Source organism: Bradyrhizobium sp. Ken01, assembly GCF_055807355.1.
Window position 1 is genome coordinate 87,225 of sequence record NZ_JBVVPC010000004.1, and the last position, 15,393, is coordinate 102,617.

Annotated in this window: 13 protein-coding genes; 6 read left to right on the forward strand and 7 right to left on the reverse strand. The window is 64.1% G+C overall.

The window, feature by feature from the left end; translation table 11 throughout:
- Positions 1–27 precede the first annotated feature (27 nt).
- From AC0L3S_RS05985 to AC0L3S_RS06000, 4 genes are all read right to left on the reverse strand, one after another.
- The gene (locus AC0L3S_RS05985) at positions 28–537 is read right to left on the reverse strand and encodes an OsmC family protein (RefSeq protein ID WP_473278421.1); all 510 of its coding nucleotides are present in this window, start codon (positions 535–537) and stop codon (positions 28–30) included.
- Positions 538–605: 68 nt separating this feature from the next.
- Positions 606–1,391, reverse strand: coding sequence for an ABC transporter ATP-binding protein (locus AC0L3S_RS05990; RefSeq protein WP_007615986.1), 786 nt, complete (start codon positions 1,389–1,391; stop codon positions 606–608).
- 4 nt (positions 1,392–1,395) lie between these two features.
- Positions 1,396–2,241 (reverse strand): ABC transporter permease, encoded by an 846-nt coding sequence (locus AC0L3S_RS05995; RefSeq protein WP_473262530.1) that lies wholly within the window; start codon positions 2,239–2,241, stop codon positions 1,396–1,398.
- A 229-nt stretch (positions 2,242–2,470) separates the two neighbouring features.
- On the reverse strand, positions 2,471–3,442 hold the full coding sequence (locus AC0L3S_RS06000; protein WP_473278422.1) for an aliphatic sulfonate ABC transporter substrate-binding protein: 972 nt from the start codon (positions 3,440–3,442) through the stop codon (positions 2,471–2,473).
- A gap of 188 nt (positions 3,443–3,630) precedes the next feature.
- On the opposite strand from AC0L3S_RS06000, the gene AC0L3S_RS06005 reads away from it, so the two are divergent.
- A complete protein-coding gene (locus AC0L3S_RS06005) occupies positions 3,631–6,420 on the forward strand; it encodes a [protein-PII] uridylyltransferase (protein WP_473278423.1) in 2,790 nt (929 codons plus the stop codon).
- Positions 6,421–6,430: 10 nt separating this feature from the next.
- On the opposite strand, the gene AC0L3S_RS06010 is transcribed toward AC0L3S_RS06005, so the two are convergent.
- Positions 6,431–6,961, reverse strand: coding sequence for a methylated-DNA--[protein]-cysteine S-methyltransferase (locus AC0L3S_RS06010; RefSeq protein WP_473278424.1), 531 nt, complete (start codon positions 6,959–6,961; stop codon positions 6,431–6,433).
- 9 nt (positions 6,962–6,970) lie between these two features.
- Between AC0L3S_RS06010 and AC0L3S_RS06015 the strand changes: the two genes are divergently transcribed.
- The 3 genes from AC0L3S_RS06015 (at position 6,971) to AC0L3S_RS06025 (ending at position 10,275) form a co-directional block, all read left to right on the forward strand.
- Positions 6,971–7,414: a DUF1304 domain-containing protein gene (locus AC0L3S_RS06015; RefSeq protein WP_473278425.1), complete on the forward strand. Its 444-nt coding sequence runs from the start codon at positions 6,971–6,973 to the stop codon at positions 7,412–7,414.
- A gap of 135 nt (positions 7,415–7,549) precedes the next feature.
- A complete protein-coding gene (locus AC0L3S_RS06020; protein ID WP_473262252.1) occupies positions 7,550–8,776 on the forward strand; it encodes an ABC transporter substrate-binding protein in 1,227 nt (408 codons plus the stop codon).
- A gap of 272 nt (positions 8,777–9,048) precedes the next feature.
- Positions 9,049–10,275, forward strand: coding sequence for an ABC transporter substrate-binding protein (locus AC0L3S_RS06025; RefSeq protein WP_007615994.1), 1,227 nt, complete (start codon positions 9,049–9,051; stop codon positions 10,273–10,275).
- 117 nt (positions 10,276–10,392) lie between these two features.
- Here the strand turns inward: AC0L3S_RS06025 and AC0L3S_RS06030 are convergent, their stop codons facing one another.
- On the reverse strand, positions 10,393–10,818 hold the full coding sequence (locus AC0L3S_RS06030; RefSeq protein ID WP_473278426.1) for a DUF1330 domain-containing protein: 426 nt from the start codon (positions 10,816–10,818) through the stop codon (positions 10,393–10,395).
- Positions 10,819–10,984: 166 nt separating this feature from the next.
- Here AC0L3S_RS06030 and AC0L3S_RS06035 point away from each other — a divergent pair, with 166 nt between their 5' ends.
- Positions 10,985–13,198 (forward strand): transglycosylase domain-containing protein, encoded by a 2,214-nt coding sequence (locus AC0L3S_RS06035; protein WP_473278427.1) that lies wholly within the window; start codon positions 10,985–10,987, stop codon positions 13,196–13,198.
- A gap of 354 nt (positions 13,199–13,552) precedes the next feature.
- Positions 13,553–14,212, forward strand: a complete 660-nt coding sequence (locus AC0L3S_RS06040) for a hypothetical protein (protein WP_473278428.1) — start codon at positions 13,553–13,555, stop codon at positions 14,210–14,212.
- 175 nt (positions 14,213–14,387) lie between these two features.
- Here the strand turns inward: AC0L3S_RS06040 and AC0L3S_RS06045 are convergent, their stop codons facing one another.
- Positions 14,388–15,227, reverse strand: coding sequence for a M48 family metallopeptidase (locus tag AC0L3S_RS06045; protein WP_473262266.1), 840 nt, complete (start codon positions 15,225–15,227; stop codon positions 14,388–14,390).
- Positions 15,228–15,393 lie beyond the last annotated feature (166 nt).

A 15,393-nucleotide genomic window follows, 5' to 3' on the forward strand; every position in this document is an offset into this window, starting at 1 on the left:
GATTGTTGGGCGAGCGGCCTTCGCTCGCTACATCCGCTGCATCGAGACCGAGACCTTCGGACCGTTCTTGATGGTCTGATAGACCACGCAATAGCGCTCGGTGAGCTTGAGCAGCAGGTCGAGCTTGTCTTGCGGCGCATCAGTGTCGACCTCGAAGCGCAGACGGATCTCGGCGAAACCGACCGGCGTCTCCTTGTCGACGCCGAGCGTGCCGCGGAAATCGAGATCGCCCTCGGCGTAGACGTTGCCGGTCTTCAGCGGCACCTCGATCGCGGTCGCGACCGATTTCAACGTGACCCCGGCGCAGGCGACCAGCGCCTCGAGCAGCATGTCGCCGGAGCAGAGCTCGAGGCCGGAGCCGCCGGTTGCGGGATGCAGGCCGGCCATTGCGATGGCGCGGCCGGTCTCGATCTTGCAGGCGATGCCTTCGCCGTCGGTCGAGCCCTTGGCCTTCAACGTGATCATCGCGGTCTTGGGGTCGGTCTTGTAGCGCTCCTTGATCGGGGCCTGCATCTGGCGCAGTGCTGCGGCGTCCATTTTGTCTCTCCCGGGAAATCGTCTCTACGAAGTGCCGGATTGCGATGTACCGGCTCGGAGAGAAATTGTCACCACCACATGGCCTGACCGGGACCCTGGGTTGCGTCACGGTCGGGCACGCTGCGGTCGAGCGAACGGTCGAGTGACGTCAGCACACTTCGCTTGAAATTCTCGAACAGCGGCGAATTGCGGTCGCGTGGCCGGCCGAGATTGATCTCGATCTGGTCGAACAGCCGGCCCGGCCGCGGCCGCATGACCAGCACGCGGTCAGCCAGCACCACGGCCTCGTCGACATCATGGGTGACGAGGATGAGCGTCGGCCGCGTGTCGGCCCAGAGGTCGAGCAGATGATCCTGGAGGTCCCTGCGGGTGAAGGCATCGAGCGCCGAAAACGGTTCGTCGAGCAAGAGCACCTCGGGCTGCGGCACCAGTGCGCGGGCGATCGCGACGCGCTGTGCCTGCCCGCCCGAGAGCTCGCGAGGCCAGGCCTGCGCCTTCTCGGCGAGCCCGACACGCTCGAGCGCACGCGCCACCTTTTCACGCCGCTCGGTCGCGGGCCCATCGGCAAGACCAAAGCCGATATTGTCGGCGACGCTGAGCCAGGGCAGCAGGCGCGGCTCCTGGAAGATGATGCCGATCTTGGCATGCGGCGAGGCGATCGCCTCGTTGTCGAGCGTCACCGTGCCCGAGCTTGCGCGGTCGAGGCCGGCGATGGCGCGCAGCAGCGTGGACTTGCCGCAGCCCGAGCCGCCGATGATGGCGACGATCTCGCCTTGCCTGATCTCGGCGGAAAAGCGCGCCAGCGCCTGCACGCCGTTGGGATAGGTCTTGCTGACCCGGTCGAGCGCCAGCATCGCCTTATGCTCCCGTCGTACGCCCGAAGGCGTCCTGCCAGCGCAGGAAGGGCGCAGCCGCGATCTCGATCACCCAATCCGTGAGCTTGCCGAGGATCGCGAAGATCACGATGGCGGCGAGGATCTGCGCGGGCTTGCCGAGCTGCTGGCCGTCGAGCAGGAGATAGCCGAGGCCTTCGGACGCGCCGATCAGCTCGGCCGCCACGACGAACATCCAGCCCAGACCAAGTCCGACGCGCAAGGACACGACATAGGCCGGCAGCACCGCGGGCAGCAGGATCCGCCGGATCATGGCGGGTCCAGAGAGACGGAAGGTGCGACCGACCTCGACGATCTTGCGATCGACGATGAGGATCGCGCCCATCACGCCGAGATAGACCGGGAAGAACACGCCGACCGCGATCAGCGCGATCTTCGAGGTCTCGAAGATGCCGAGCCAGAGAATGAACAGCGGCACCCAGGCCAGCGATGGAATTGCGCGCAGCGCCTGCACGGTTGGATCGAGCAGCCGCCGCGCCAGCGACCAATAGCCGGATATGGCGCCGAGCAAGGTGCCCGCGACCACGCCGAACGCAAAGCCGAGGCCGACACGCCACAGCGTTGCGGCAATGTGACGGACCAATTCGCCGGAGCGGGCAAGATCAACGATGGTGGCGAACACGCGCGAGGGCGGCGGCACCAGCCGGCCGTTGGACCAGCCGAGCCAGACCAGGAACTCCCAACCGAGCGCGAGGGTGAGCGGCAGCAACACGCCCAGCAATGGACGCGCATAACGCGACAACCACGAAGGCGCGGCGGCGCCTTCGGCCGGTTCCGTAGTCTGTTGCAGGACTGGCGCGTCGGAGATCATGGCCGGTAGGAAGCGCGTCTTGTGCGAGATTGCAAGAGCGCGCGGCATTCTCAGCCGTCGTCCCGGACAAGCGCAGCGGAGCGGAGCGCAGATCCGGGACCCATAACCACGGGGCGAACTGGTTACGGGGAATCGGAGTTGCCCGTTGGCCCAGACTGCTCCTCTGGTTATGGGTCCAGGGCTCGCTTCGCGCCCCGGGACGACGACCGAGTTTGCCGCGCGCCTGCCTTTAGTTCGTCGGCAGCGGCACCCGATCGTCGATCAACGCATCCAGCGTTGCCTTCACATCGACCTTGGCGTCCACGACGCCGGCCTGTTGCAGGGCGAGGCCCGCGGCGAGGATCGACTCGCGCTGGGGCGCGCCGATGCGGCTGTGGGTCAGCTCCGTGCGCTCCTTGAGCTGCTTGTCGACGACAGGTTCCGGCAGCTTGGTCACGGCGATGAAGGTCTTCTTCAGCTCGTCGTAGTTCGCGAGCGAATATTTGCGCGCTTCCTCGTAAACGGCAAGCACGCGGCGGGCGGCGTCCGGATAGTCCTTCAAGAACTGCTCGCGCACATTGAGGATGCCCCAAGTGTTGGCGTCGGCCTTGCGGTAGAACAGTTTCGCGCCGTCCTCGATCTCGGCCTGCGCCATCATCGGATCGAGCCCGGCCCACGCATCGACGTCGCCGCGGATCAGGGCGGTCTTGCCGTCGGCGTGCTGGAGCAGCACCGGCGTGATGTCCTTTTCGGTGAGACCTGCGCCAAGCAGCGCGCGCACCAGGAAGATGTGCGGATCGGTGCCGCGCGTCACCGCGACGCGCTTTCCCTTGAGGTCGGCCACATCGGCGATCTTGGAATCCTTTGATGTCACCAACGCCGTCCATTCGGGGCGCGAATAGACATAGATCGACTTGATCGGGTTGCCGTTGATGCGGGCGACCAGCGCCGCCGAGCCTGCGGTCGAGCCGAAATCGATCGAGCCCGCATTGAGGAATTCGAGCGCCTTGTTGGAGCCGGCCGACTGCACCCAGGTGACGGTGATGCCGTCCTTGGCGAACTCCTTTTCCAGGAGCCCCTTCTGCTTCAGGACCATCGACACAGGATTATAGGTCGCCCAGTCGATACGGATTTCCTTGAGCGGATCCGCCGCCCGCGCCGCAGGGGACACCGCGAGAGCAGCCGCTCCCGCCAGCAGTATGCGTCGTGTAACTCTAGTCATGCCCGGCCTCCTCAAAAACTTCATTGTTTTTCAATGAGTTATATCTAGAGGTCAACGAGAAAATCCACCCCTCGAAAGCACGCCGGCTGAGAACAGCTTTGCCCAAAGCCGCACCTTTCCAGCATGGAACGACTATTGCGAGAGAATGGCGGGTGACAGCGCCTGCCGCCTCTTATATCCGGTGAGACATGGACAGCGTTGCGACTGAGCAAAAGGCCGAGGTGGACGATCGTTTCGACACCGCGCGGATCACCGCCGCGGTCGACGCGCTTGCCGAGAAGCACCAGGGACGCGAGGACGCGTTCCGCACGGCCATGGCGCAATTGCTCAAGGCCGAGCTGATTGCATCGCGCGCCGCGGCACAGACGATCCTGCTGAAGGACCGTCACGGCCGGCGCTGCGCCGAACGGCTGTGCCACGTGCAGGACGAGATCATCCGCATCCTGTATTCGGCCGCGACCCGCCATCTCTACCGCTCGCCGATCCCGAGCGGCGCCGAGCGCATGGCGGTGGTGGCGACCGGCGGCTATGGCCGCGGCCTGATGGCCCCCGAGTCCGACATCGATCTGCTCTTCATCCTGCCCTACAAGCAGACCGCCTGGGGCGAGCAGGTGGCCGAGGCCATCCTCTATTGTCTTTGGGACATGGGGCTGAAGGTCGGTCACGCCACGCGCTCCGTCGACGAGTCGATCCGGCAGGCGCGCGGCGACATGACCATCCGCACCGCGATCCTGGAGACGCGATTCCTCACCGGCGACCGGCCGCTCTATGACGAGCTGGTCGCCCGCTTCGACAAGGAGGTCGTGCAAGGCACCGCGTCCGAGTTCGTCACCGCGAAACTCGCCGAGCGTGAGGAGCGGCATCGCCGCGGCGGCCAATCGCGATATCTGGTCGAACCCAACGTCAAGGACGGAAAGGGTGCGCTCCGCGACCTGCACACGCTGTTCTGGATCGCGAAATACGTCTACCGCGTGAGCGACACCGACGAGCTGGTCGACCGCGGCGTGTTCGACGCGCAGGAATACCGCACCTTCCGCCGCTGCGCCGACTTCCTCTGGTCGGTGCGCTGCAATCTTCACTTCTACTCTGGCCGCCCTGAAGAGCGCCTCTCCTTCGATCTCCAGCGCGAGATCGCGGTCCGGCTCGGCTACACCTCGCATCCCGGCATGCAGGACGTCGAGCGCTTCATGAAGCACTATTTCCTGGTCGCCAAGGAAGTCGGCAACCTCACCGCCATCCTCTGCGCCAAGCTCGAGGACCAGCAGGCCAAGCCCGCGCCGGTGCTCAGCCGGATGATGGCGCGGCTGCGCCCCACCGCGGTGAAGCGGCGGGTGCCCGACAGCGACGACTTCATCGTCGATAACAACCGCATCAACGTCGCCGCGCCAGACGTGTTCAAGCACGATCCGGTCAATTTGATCCGCATCTTCCGCCTGGCGCAGAAGAACAATCTCGCCTTCCACCCGGACGCGATGCGCGACGTGACGCGTTCGCTTGGCCTGATCAACGCGCAGATGCGCGAGAATCCCGAGGCTAACCGGCTGTTCATGGAGATCCTGACGTCCGACAACGCGGAAATCGTGCTGCGGCGGATGAACGAGACCGGCGTGCTCGGCCATTTCATCCGCGCCTTCGGCAAGATCGTCTCGATGATGCAGTTCAACATGTATCATCACTACACCGTCGACGAGCATTTGATCCGCTGCGTCGGCTTCCTCCAGGACATCGAGCGCGGCGGCATCGAGGAATTCGCGGTGGCGAGCGACCTGATGCGCAAGATCCGGCCGGAGCATCGCTCCGTGATCTACATTGCGACGCTGCTGCACGACGTCGCCAAGGGCCGGCCCGAGGATCACTCGATCGCCGGCGCCAAGGTGGCGCGACGGCTTTGCCCGCGGCTCGGCTTCAGTCCGGCCGACACCGAGCTCGTGGCCTGGCTGATCGAGGAGCATCTGACGATGTCCACGGTCGCGCAGTCGCGCGATCTCTCCGACCGCAAGACCATCGAGAATTTCGCCGCCGTGGTGCAGTCGGTCGAGCAGATGAAGCTCTTGACGATCCTGACCACCGCGGACATCCGCGGCGTCGGCCCGGGCGTGTGGAACGGCTGGAAGGCGCAGCTCTTGCGGTCGCTGTACTACGAGACCGAACCAGTGCTGACGGGCGGCTTCTCGGAGGTTGACCGCGGCAAGCGCCTCACGGCCGCATACGCCGAATTCCGTAACGCCTTCGCGGAATGGCCGGCGGAGGAGCTCGATGCCTATATCGCCCGGCACTATCCGGCCTACTGGCTCAAGGTCGAGCTGCCGCGCAAGATCCGCCATGCGCGCTTCGTCCGCGCCAGCGAGCAGGCCGGCCACAAGCTTGCGATCAATGTCGGCTTCGACGAGGTGCGTGGCGTCACCGAGCTGACCATCTTCGCCGCAGACCATCCCTGGCTGCTGTCGATCATTGCGGGCGCCTGTGCCTCGGCCGGCGCCAACATCGTCGATGCCCAGATCTACACCACGACCGACGGCCGCGCGCTCGACACGATCTCGATCTCCAGGGAATACGACCGCGACGAGGACGAGGGACGGCGCGCCACGCGCATCGGCGAGATGATCGAGGACGTGCTGGAAGGCAAGCTGCGTCTGCCCGAAGTGGTGGCCCGGCGCACCGTGCGCGGCAAGGCGCGGCCGTTCGTGATCGAGCCGGAAGTGACCATCAACAACCAATGGTCAGACCGCTACACAGTGATCGAGATGTCCGGCCTCGACCGGCCCGGGCTGCTCTACGAGCTGACCACCGCGATCTCGAAGCTCAACCTCAACATCGCCTCGGCCCATGTCGCGACCTTCGGCGAGCGCGCCCGCGACGTGTTCTACGTCACCGACCTCCTGGGCGCACAGATCAGCGCGCCGACGCGGCAATCCGCGATCAAGAGCGCGCTGACCCACGTGATGGCCGGCGACAAGGCGGTTCAGCCCGCGGCGTGAGCGGGGAGACCTAAACCGCCACGCCTTCATGCCGCAGCAGCCAGCGCTTGCGCGCGAGGCCGCCGCCATACTTCACCAGGGAACCATCGGCGCCGATCAGGCGGTGGCACGGCAGCACCACGCTGATCGGGTTGGAGCCGTTGGCATGGCCGACGGCGCGAATGGCATTGGGCATGTCGATCCTTGCAGCGAGCGCGCCGTAACTCATCGTGGTGCCGGCAGGGATTTGCGTCAACGCATTCCAGACCTTCTGCTGGAACGGCGTACCGGCGATGCGCCAGGCGATGCCCGAGAGCTGACCGAGATCGCCGTCGAAATAGTCCGACAGCGCAGTCCGCATGGCCGCGGGCGCGGATTGGTCACTCAGCTCCACCACACCGTAATGCAGGCGCAAGAGCTCGCGCATGCGGTGCTCGTAATCCTCCCAGTCGAGCGCGCGCAAGGCGCCCGCAGCGTCGGTGACGAGCAGCGCAATCCCGATCGGCGTCGCCAGCCGATCGAGGCCGAAGCTTACAGGTGATTTGGTCGGTCGCGCGGGCATTGCGGCACCATGGCATCGAAACACGCCATCGCACTTGCCACGCCCACCGTGCTAACGTCCACCCGAAAGCTGGCGCTGGGGGAGCTCAACTTGATTTGGATCGCGAATATTTTGGTGGCGCTGGTCGCCGCACTGCACGCTTACTTCCTGATCCTGGAGATGTTTCTCTGGGACAAGCCGCAAGGCTTGAAGGTCTTCCGCAACACGCCCGAGAAGGCAGCGATCACAAAGGTGCTGGCCGCCAACCAGGGGCTCTATAACGGCTTCCTGGCCGCAGGCCTGGTCTGGGGGCTGGTGCACGGCAATCCGGCCTTCGCGTTCCAGATCAAGGCATTCTTCCTGCTCTGCGTGATCGTGGCCGGCGCTTATGGTGCAGCGACCGTCAGCACGCGCATCCTGATGGTGCAGGCGCTGCCGGCGGCGCTCGCGCTGTTAGCGCTGTTCCTGACGTGAGACGCTAAGGCGCGGCGCCGCGATCCTTGCGCGTCGCCTGCCGTTCCTCCACAATCTCCGACAGCGATGGCGACCGTTGGCAATCAACGGGACAAGACCGTCGGTCGGAAATTCCGTCAGGAGGAACACCCCCACATGAGCAATCGCAGAGCCTTCATCACTGCCACGGCGGCGCTCGCCTTCGCGTTCTCCGCCAACCAAGCTCTCGCCCAGAAGAAATACGACACCGGCGCGAGCGACACCGAGATCAAGATCGGCCAGACCGTGCCGTTCTCCGGGGCCTATTCCGTCTACGCCAATATCGGCAAGACCCAGGCCGCCTACTTCAAGATGATCAACGATCAAGGCGGCATCAACGGCCGCAAGATCAATCTGATCCAGTATGACGACGCCTATTCGCCGCCGAAGACGGTCGAGCAGGTGCGCAAGCTCGTCGAAGGCGACGAGGTGCTGTTCACCTTCCAGATCATCGGCACGGCCGCGAACGCCGCCGTGCAAAAATATCTCAACGGCAAGAAGATCCCGCAGCTGCTGGCCTCGACCGGCGCCGCGCGCTTCAACGATCCGCAGAACTATCCCTGGACCATCGCCTATAATCCCAACTACGTGTCTGAGGGACGCATCTACGCCAAGTACATTCTCAAGGAGCATCCGAACGCCAAGATCGGCGTGCTCTATCAGAACGACGACATGGGCCGCGACTATCTCGCCGGCCTCAAGAGCGGTCTCGGCGACAAGGCCGCCAGCATGATCGTCGGCGAAGTCTCCTACGAGGTCACCGATCCGACCGTGGACTCGCAGGTGGTCAAACTGAAGTCGTTGGGCGCCGATCTTTTCTATGATGCCTCGACACCCAAATTCGCGGCGCAGGCGATCAAGAAGGTCGCCGAGCTCGGCTGGACGCCGGTGCACATTCTCGACATCAACGCGAGCCCGATCTCGGCGACACTGAAGCCGGCCGGCCTCGAGATCTCCAAGGGCATCATCTCGACCCAATACGGCAAGGAGCCCGGAGATCCCCAGTGGAAGGACGATCCGGGCGTGAAAGCGTTCTTCGCCTTCATGGACAAGTATTTCCCCGAAGGCGACAAGCTCAATACCGTCAACACCTATGCTTATTCCGTCGCCGAATTGCTGACGCAGGTGCTGAAACAGTGCGGCGACGACCTGTCGCGTGAGAACGTGATGAAGCAGGTCGCCAACATCAAGGACTTCACCCCGAGCTTCGCGCTGCCCGGCATCAAGATCAACACCGGGCCGAACGACTACCGCGTCAACAAGCAGATGCAGATGATGAAGTTCAACGGCGAACGCTGGGAGCTGTTCGGCCCGATCATGGAGGATGCAGGTCCAGCGGGTTAGTTACTGGGTAGGGTGGGTTAGCGCAGGGTAACCCACCTCTTTGATTCCGCGGAAACAGAAGTGGTGGGTCACGCCCCGGATGCGCATCGCGCATCCGCCTGGGCTGGCCCACCTTATGAAGCTGCTACGAAGCCGCCCATGCTACGAACTGCGGGCGCACGCCCAGCTTGCGTTGCAGCAATGCCTCATCCACAATCGCCCTCAGCGGTGACATCAGGTGCGCACAAGCGCACCCGATTGATCACCGGCAATAAACACTGAGGAAAACGCGAATGAGGAATGGAATTCTGCATCTGGCCACGGCAACGGCGCTGACCCTGGCGCTGTCGGTCTCGGCGGCCAATGCCCAGAAGAAATATGATCCGGGCGCCAGCGACACCGAGATCAAGGTCGGCCAGACGATGCCGTTTTCTGGACCGGCATCGGCCTATTCGTCGATCGGCAAGACCCAGGCCGCCTATTTCAAGATGATCAACGACCAGGGCGGCGTCAACGGCCGCAAGATCAATCTGATCCAGTATGACGACGCCTACTCGCCGCCGAAAGCCGTGGAGCAGATTCGCAAGCTCGTCGAGAGCGACGAGGTCCTGCTGACCTTCCAGATCATCGGCACGCCGGTGAACGCAGCCGTACAGAAATATCTCAATTCGAAGAAGGTGCCGCAACTGTTCGCGGCGACCGGAGCCTCGAGGTTCACGGATCCGAAGAACTTTCCGTGGACGATGGGCTTCAACCCCAACTACTTCGTCGAAGGCCGCATCTACGGACAGTACATCCTGAAAGAGCATCCGAACGCCAAGATCGGCGTGCTCTATCAGAACGACGACCTCGGCAAGGACTATCTGAACGGCATCAAGGCCGGCCTCGGCGACAAGGCTGCCAAGATGATCGTGACTGAAGCTTCCTACGAAGTCTCCGATCCGACGGTCGACTCGCAGATCCTCAAGATCAAGGACGCCGGCGCCGATCTGTTCTTCAGCGCCACCACGCCGAAGCAGGCGGCCCAGGCGATCAAGAAGATCGCCGAGATGGGCTGGCATCCGGTGCAGATCGTCGACATCAACGCCACCTCGGTCGGCGCGGTGCTGAAGCCGGCCGGCCTCGACGCCGCCAAGGGCCTGATCAGCGTCAATTACGGCAAGGAACCGCTCGACCCGACCTGGAAGGACGATGCCGGCCTCAAGAGGTATTTCGACTTCATGGCCAAATATTATCCGGATGGGGACAAGGACTCGAACTTCAACACTTACGGCTACAGCACGGCGCAGCTGCTGGTCCATGTGCTGAAGCAGTGCGGCGACGACCTGACGCGCGAGAACGTGATGAAGCAGGCCGCGTCGCTGAAGGACGTGACCAGCGACACCGCGCTGCCGGGCATCAAGGCCAACACCTCACCGACCGACTACCGGGTCAACAAGCAGCTTCAGATGATGAAGTTCAACGGCGAACGCTGGGAGCTGTTCGGCCCGATCATTGAGGATGCGAGTCCGGCGGGTTAGTTCTGCACGGTCATTCCGGGCTGGCGCGCGAGCGCCAGACCGGAATCTCGAGATTCTCAGGTGCGCAATTGCGCACCTGGGTTCGATGCTTTCGCATCGCCCCGGAATGACATGGCTCTACTCCGGTATCTCGCCAAAGTTCTTCCCCACCGGCAGCACCGCATGCCGAATAAGCCGTGAATCCTCCACCGCGGCCTGCCTGTGCTTCACCGCTTCGCGATAGACGGGATCGCGGATCATCTCGACGAAGGCGGCGACGCTTGGGTATTCGGCGATGAAGCAATGGTCCCAGCGCTCAGTCTCGGGGCCGATCAGCATCAGCTCGAATTTGCCCTGCCAGACGATGCGGCCGCCGAGGCGTTCGAACACCGGACCACTCTCGCGGCCATAGGCCGCATAGGCTTCCGCACCGCTCGTCTTGCGGCCGTCCGGATAGGCCGCCTCCTTGCGCAAGCGTACCAGGTTGAGCATGTGGATCGGACCGGGGCGGTCGTTGTCCCGGAACTGCGCGAAAATCTCCTTGGTCGGATCGATGTGGCCCATCTGCGTTCCCTCTTGATTATGCCGACGATCCTAGCGCCGCCGACTGCCTAGCGGAACTGCGGCCGGCGAATGCCGCACCTCCTAATCGCGCGTTAAGTTCTGGGTAACCGGGCCTTAAACAGCGACCGCTAGCGTGCGGCGGGGCGGGCTGACCGGGCGTTTGCGTATGGGGTTGGGAAAGAAAAAGGGTGGGCGGAAGGAGCCGTTGTTCGGCTTGCCTGCAGCACTCGCCGATCTGCGCCTGACCGCGGCCGATCGTATTCCTGGCGGCGATGACAAGCCGAAGAAATCAGCGAAATCATCCGCCAAACGCAAGAGCGAGGATGTCGGCGACGAGCCGCCGCGCGAGCGGAAGGCGCCGACCGGCCGCGGCGGTGCCAAGCGGCGATCCAAATCGCGCATCGGCGCGAGCCTTGGTCGCCTGGTTTATTGGGGCGCGGTGCTGGGCCTGTGGGGCGCGATCGCCGTGATCGGCGTCGTGATCTATGTCGGCGCTCATCTGCCGCCGATCCAGTCGCTGGAAGTCCCCAAACGGCCGCCGACGATCCAGATCGTCGGCATCGACGGCAGCATGCTGGCGCAACGCGGCGAGATGGCCGGCGCCAACGTCTCGCTGAAGGATCTGCCGCAATATCTGCCCAAGGCGTTCATCGCCATCGAGGATCGCCGCTTCTATTCGCATTTCGGCATTGATCCCGTAGGCATCCTGCGCGCGCTCGTCACCAACGTGCTCCATCGCGGCGTGTCGCAGGGCGGCTCGACGCTGACGCAGCAATTGGCGAAAAACCTGTTCCTGACTCAGGAGCGCACCATGGCGCGCAAGCTGCAGGAAGCGGAGCTCGCGATCTGGCTGGAGCGCAAGCATTCCAAGAACGAGATCCTGGAGCTCTATCTCAACCGCGTCTATTTCGGCTCCGGCGCCTATGGCGTCGAGGCCGCCGCGCAACGCTATTTCGGCAAGTCGGCCAAGAACGTCACCGTCGCGGAGGCCGCGATGCTGGCCGGCCTCGTCAAATCGCCTTCGCGGCTCGCGCCGAACCGCAACCCCGAGGGCGCGGAAGCGCGCGCGAAAATCGTGCTCACGGCGATGGCGGATGCCAAATTCATCACCGAGGCGCAGGCGCAGGCCTCGATCGGCCAACCCTCCTACAATGTGAAGCCGGTCGGCGCCGGCACGGTCAATTACGTCGCCGACTGGATCGGCGAGGTGCTGGACGATCTGGTCGGCCAGATCGACGAGAGCATCAAGGTCGAGACCACGATCGATCCGAAGCTCCAGAGCGTGGCGGAAGCCGCCATCATCGACGAGCTCGCGGCCAAGAGCGTCAAGTTCAATGTCAGCCAGGGCGCACTGGTGGCGATGACGCCGGACGGCGCGGTTCGCGCCATGGTCGGCGGGCGGAACTACTCCGAGAGCCAGTACAACCGCGCGGTCACCGCCAGGCGCCAGCCGGGCTCCTCGTTCAAGCCGTTCGTATACCTGACCGCGCTCGAGCAGGGGCTGACGCCCGACACGCTCCGCCAGGACGCGCCGATCGAGGTCAAGGGCTGGAAACCTGAGAACTACACCCACGAATATTTCGGCGCGGTGACGCTGACCCAGGCGCTCGCGATGTCACTCAACACGGTCGCCATCCGCCTCGGCCTCGAGGTCGGGCCGAAGAACGTGGTGCGCACCGCGCACCGGCTCGGCATCTCCTCGAAACTCGAGCCCAACGCCTCGATCGCGCTCGGCACCTCCGAAGTCTCGATGGTCGAGCTGGTCGGCGCCTATGCGCCCTTCGCCAATGGCGGCCTCGCGGCGACGCCGCATGTCGTCACGCGGATCAGGACGCTCAGTGGCAAGCTGCTCTACATGCGCCAGGCGGACGAGCACAACCAGGTGGTCGACCCGCGCTATGTCGGCATGATGAACGCGATGATGCGGGAAACGCTGATCAGCGGCACCGCCAAGAAGGCGGAGATCCCGGGCTGGCCGGCGGCCGGCAAGACCGGCACCAGCCAGGACTACCGCGACGCCTGGTTCATCGGCTACACCGCCAACCTCGTCACCGGCGTGTGGCTCGGCAATGACGACAACTCGCCGACCAAGAAGGCGACCGGCGGCGGCTTGCCGGTCGAAGTCTGGTCGCGCTTCATGAAGACGGCGCACGAGGGCGTGCCGGTGGCAGCCTTGCCGAGCTCTCCAGGTGGCTGGGGCCTGTCGAACCTGGCGCAGGCAACGTCGCAAGTGTCGCCGCCAACAGCGGCAGCGCCCGCACCGGCACCTGCCAACAACGGCGGCTATCGGCCGCCGCCGACGCGCGCCAATGCCCGTCCGGAAGCAGCCGCAGGACTCGACGGCTGGCTGATGGACCGGCTGTTCGGCGGGAATCGATAGGTTCTGCGTGGGGTCGTTGTGGCCTCAAAACAAAAATCGCGAAAACAACCCCATGCACAGTAGCCAGTGATAGCGGAATCAACGGCTTACGCGAGTCGCAAGACGGCTGATTCCGGCAGCAAGGCCATTTGACACGTCGGGCAAAACAGAACCGTCCCGCCATCATCCCGAACGCGGCCGCTATCTCGGCTATCCCTGTTCGCCACCAGTGTCGTCTTCGGCAAGTCCTGCCTACCATGGCAAAATCGACCGGTCCCCGCAGCTCCCGGAACGCAAAAAAACCAGTCTCTTCAAGCTCGGGGCGGCGGCCCGGGATTTGCTCTCATAGGTTGAGCAAGTATCGGAGAGCGTTCCATGATGTCAGGTGTATCCAGCGCGGCGTTGCCTCATCTGCGGCCCGCATCAACGTCCGCTTCGAATAGGACATCGAGTCTTCAGCCGGCGGGACCGGATGCGACTGATGCTGCGACCGACGGCTTTCGGATCGACGTCTCGCAGGTCAAGCCCCTGACAGGCGCCAAGTCGATATCCGCGGCGGACAATCCTCACCTGCGCGACCTCATGGCAACGAACTGGCTGATGACCCATGACACGAGCGCGACTCAATCGGCCGTCTCGGACGGTGCACCGGAGAATACCTATGCTCAGGTGAAGGTCGACGGCAAGGTGGTCGCCACCCTGTACAATGGCGGGTCCTCGACGATGACCAACGAGGCGGCTGCAAAGATCGGCAAGCTGGAGGATCCACCCGGTCTGAGTGGACCGGATCTGGCGCAGTGGCGGGCCGACAGCTACGCCGAGCGGCTCGGTGGCACCGTTGAAAAAGCTTCCACCGCGATCACGCAATCGCAATGGACCCCGCGTGAAAGCAGCTCCGCAACCTATAGCCGCGATCAACTCGACGCGGCCTTCCAGGCGATGCTGACCGAGGGCCAGAAGGCGGCCGCGCAATTGCAGTCATCCTATCTCGCCTCGCGCACGCAGCCGGGGACAAGCGCGGATATCAGCGCCTGAGCAGAGGGATGAATTGAGTTCGCGCGGACGTCGCCGCATTCTCAACTGTCATTCCCGCGAACGCGGGAATCCAGTACGCCGCGGCCTCTCGGTTCAATAACAACCGCCTCGGAACACTGGATCGCCCGGTCGAGCCGGGCGATGACAGCGTCAGATGGAGGCTGGCAGCGAGGACCTAATCCTCGACCCCGTACCGGTGCAAATCGTTGCCGTACGTATCGAGCCACTTCTTGGCGCGCTCCATCGACGGGCAGACCTTGCCGCAGACGCGCCAGAATCGCGCCGAGTGGTTCATCTCGACGAGATGGGCGACCTCGTGCGCGGCGAGGTAGTCGAGCACGTAGGGTGGCGCGAGGATCAGGCGCCAGGAGAACGACAGCGAACCGGCCGAGGTGCAGGAGCCCCAGCGGCTCGATTGATCGCGGATCGAGAGCCGCTTGACCTTGACGCCGAGCTCGCCGGCATAGGCTTCCGCGGCACGCTGAAGATCGCGGCGGGCCTCGCGCTTGAGGAAGTCGCTGACGCGACGGTCCGCATGTTCGACGCCGCCGGCGACGCAGAGAATGCGCTCACCGCTATCGCGCACTTCCGTCCACACCGTACCGCGGGTGCCGGCGCGATGAACGATGCGATGAGAAACGCCGCGAAGCGGTATCACTGTGCCAGGCTGGAACGGTGCGGCCTTCGGCAAACGGCCGAGACGTGCCGCGATCCACGCGCCGTGGCGCTGCGCAAAGTCTTTTGCTTCGGCGAGCGTCCCGCGCGGCGGCATGGTGAGGATGGCTTCGCGATCGCTCGGATGAATTCTGAGCGTGTAACGACGCGCGCGGCGATGCCGGCGCAGCCGAATCGCAAAATATTGCGATCCATGGGTGATCAGGAGGGTCTTCGGCTCGTGGGGCCGGCGATAGAGGAGTGCGCGAGTGGCCATGTCTGTCAGTCCGGGGGGCAGGAGAGCGCCCGGATTCTGCCATAACCGCCGCCAGGGAAAGCGCTCGGCGCAAAAACAAATCATTTGCCCAATATACAGGGGTCTGGCGTCCGGGAGACCCTACAGACTGGGGTTGGAACCGGCTTTTTTCGCCCCCGTTCGGCGCATGCGGCACCCCCAAGGGGTGAGGTTGGACTCACTCCTACAAAGCTACCTGAATACCGCGAATCTGGCGGGAACTTGCCCCTGT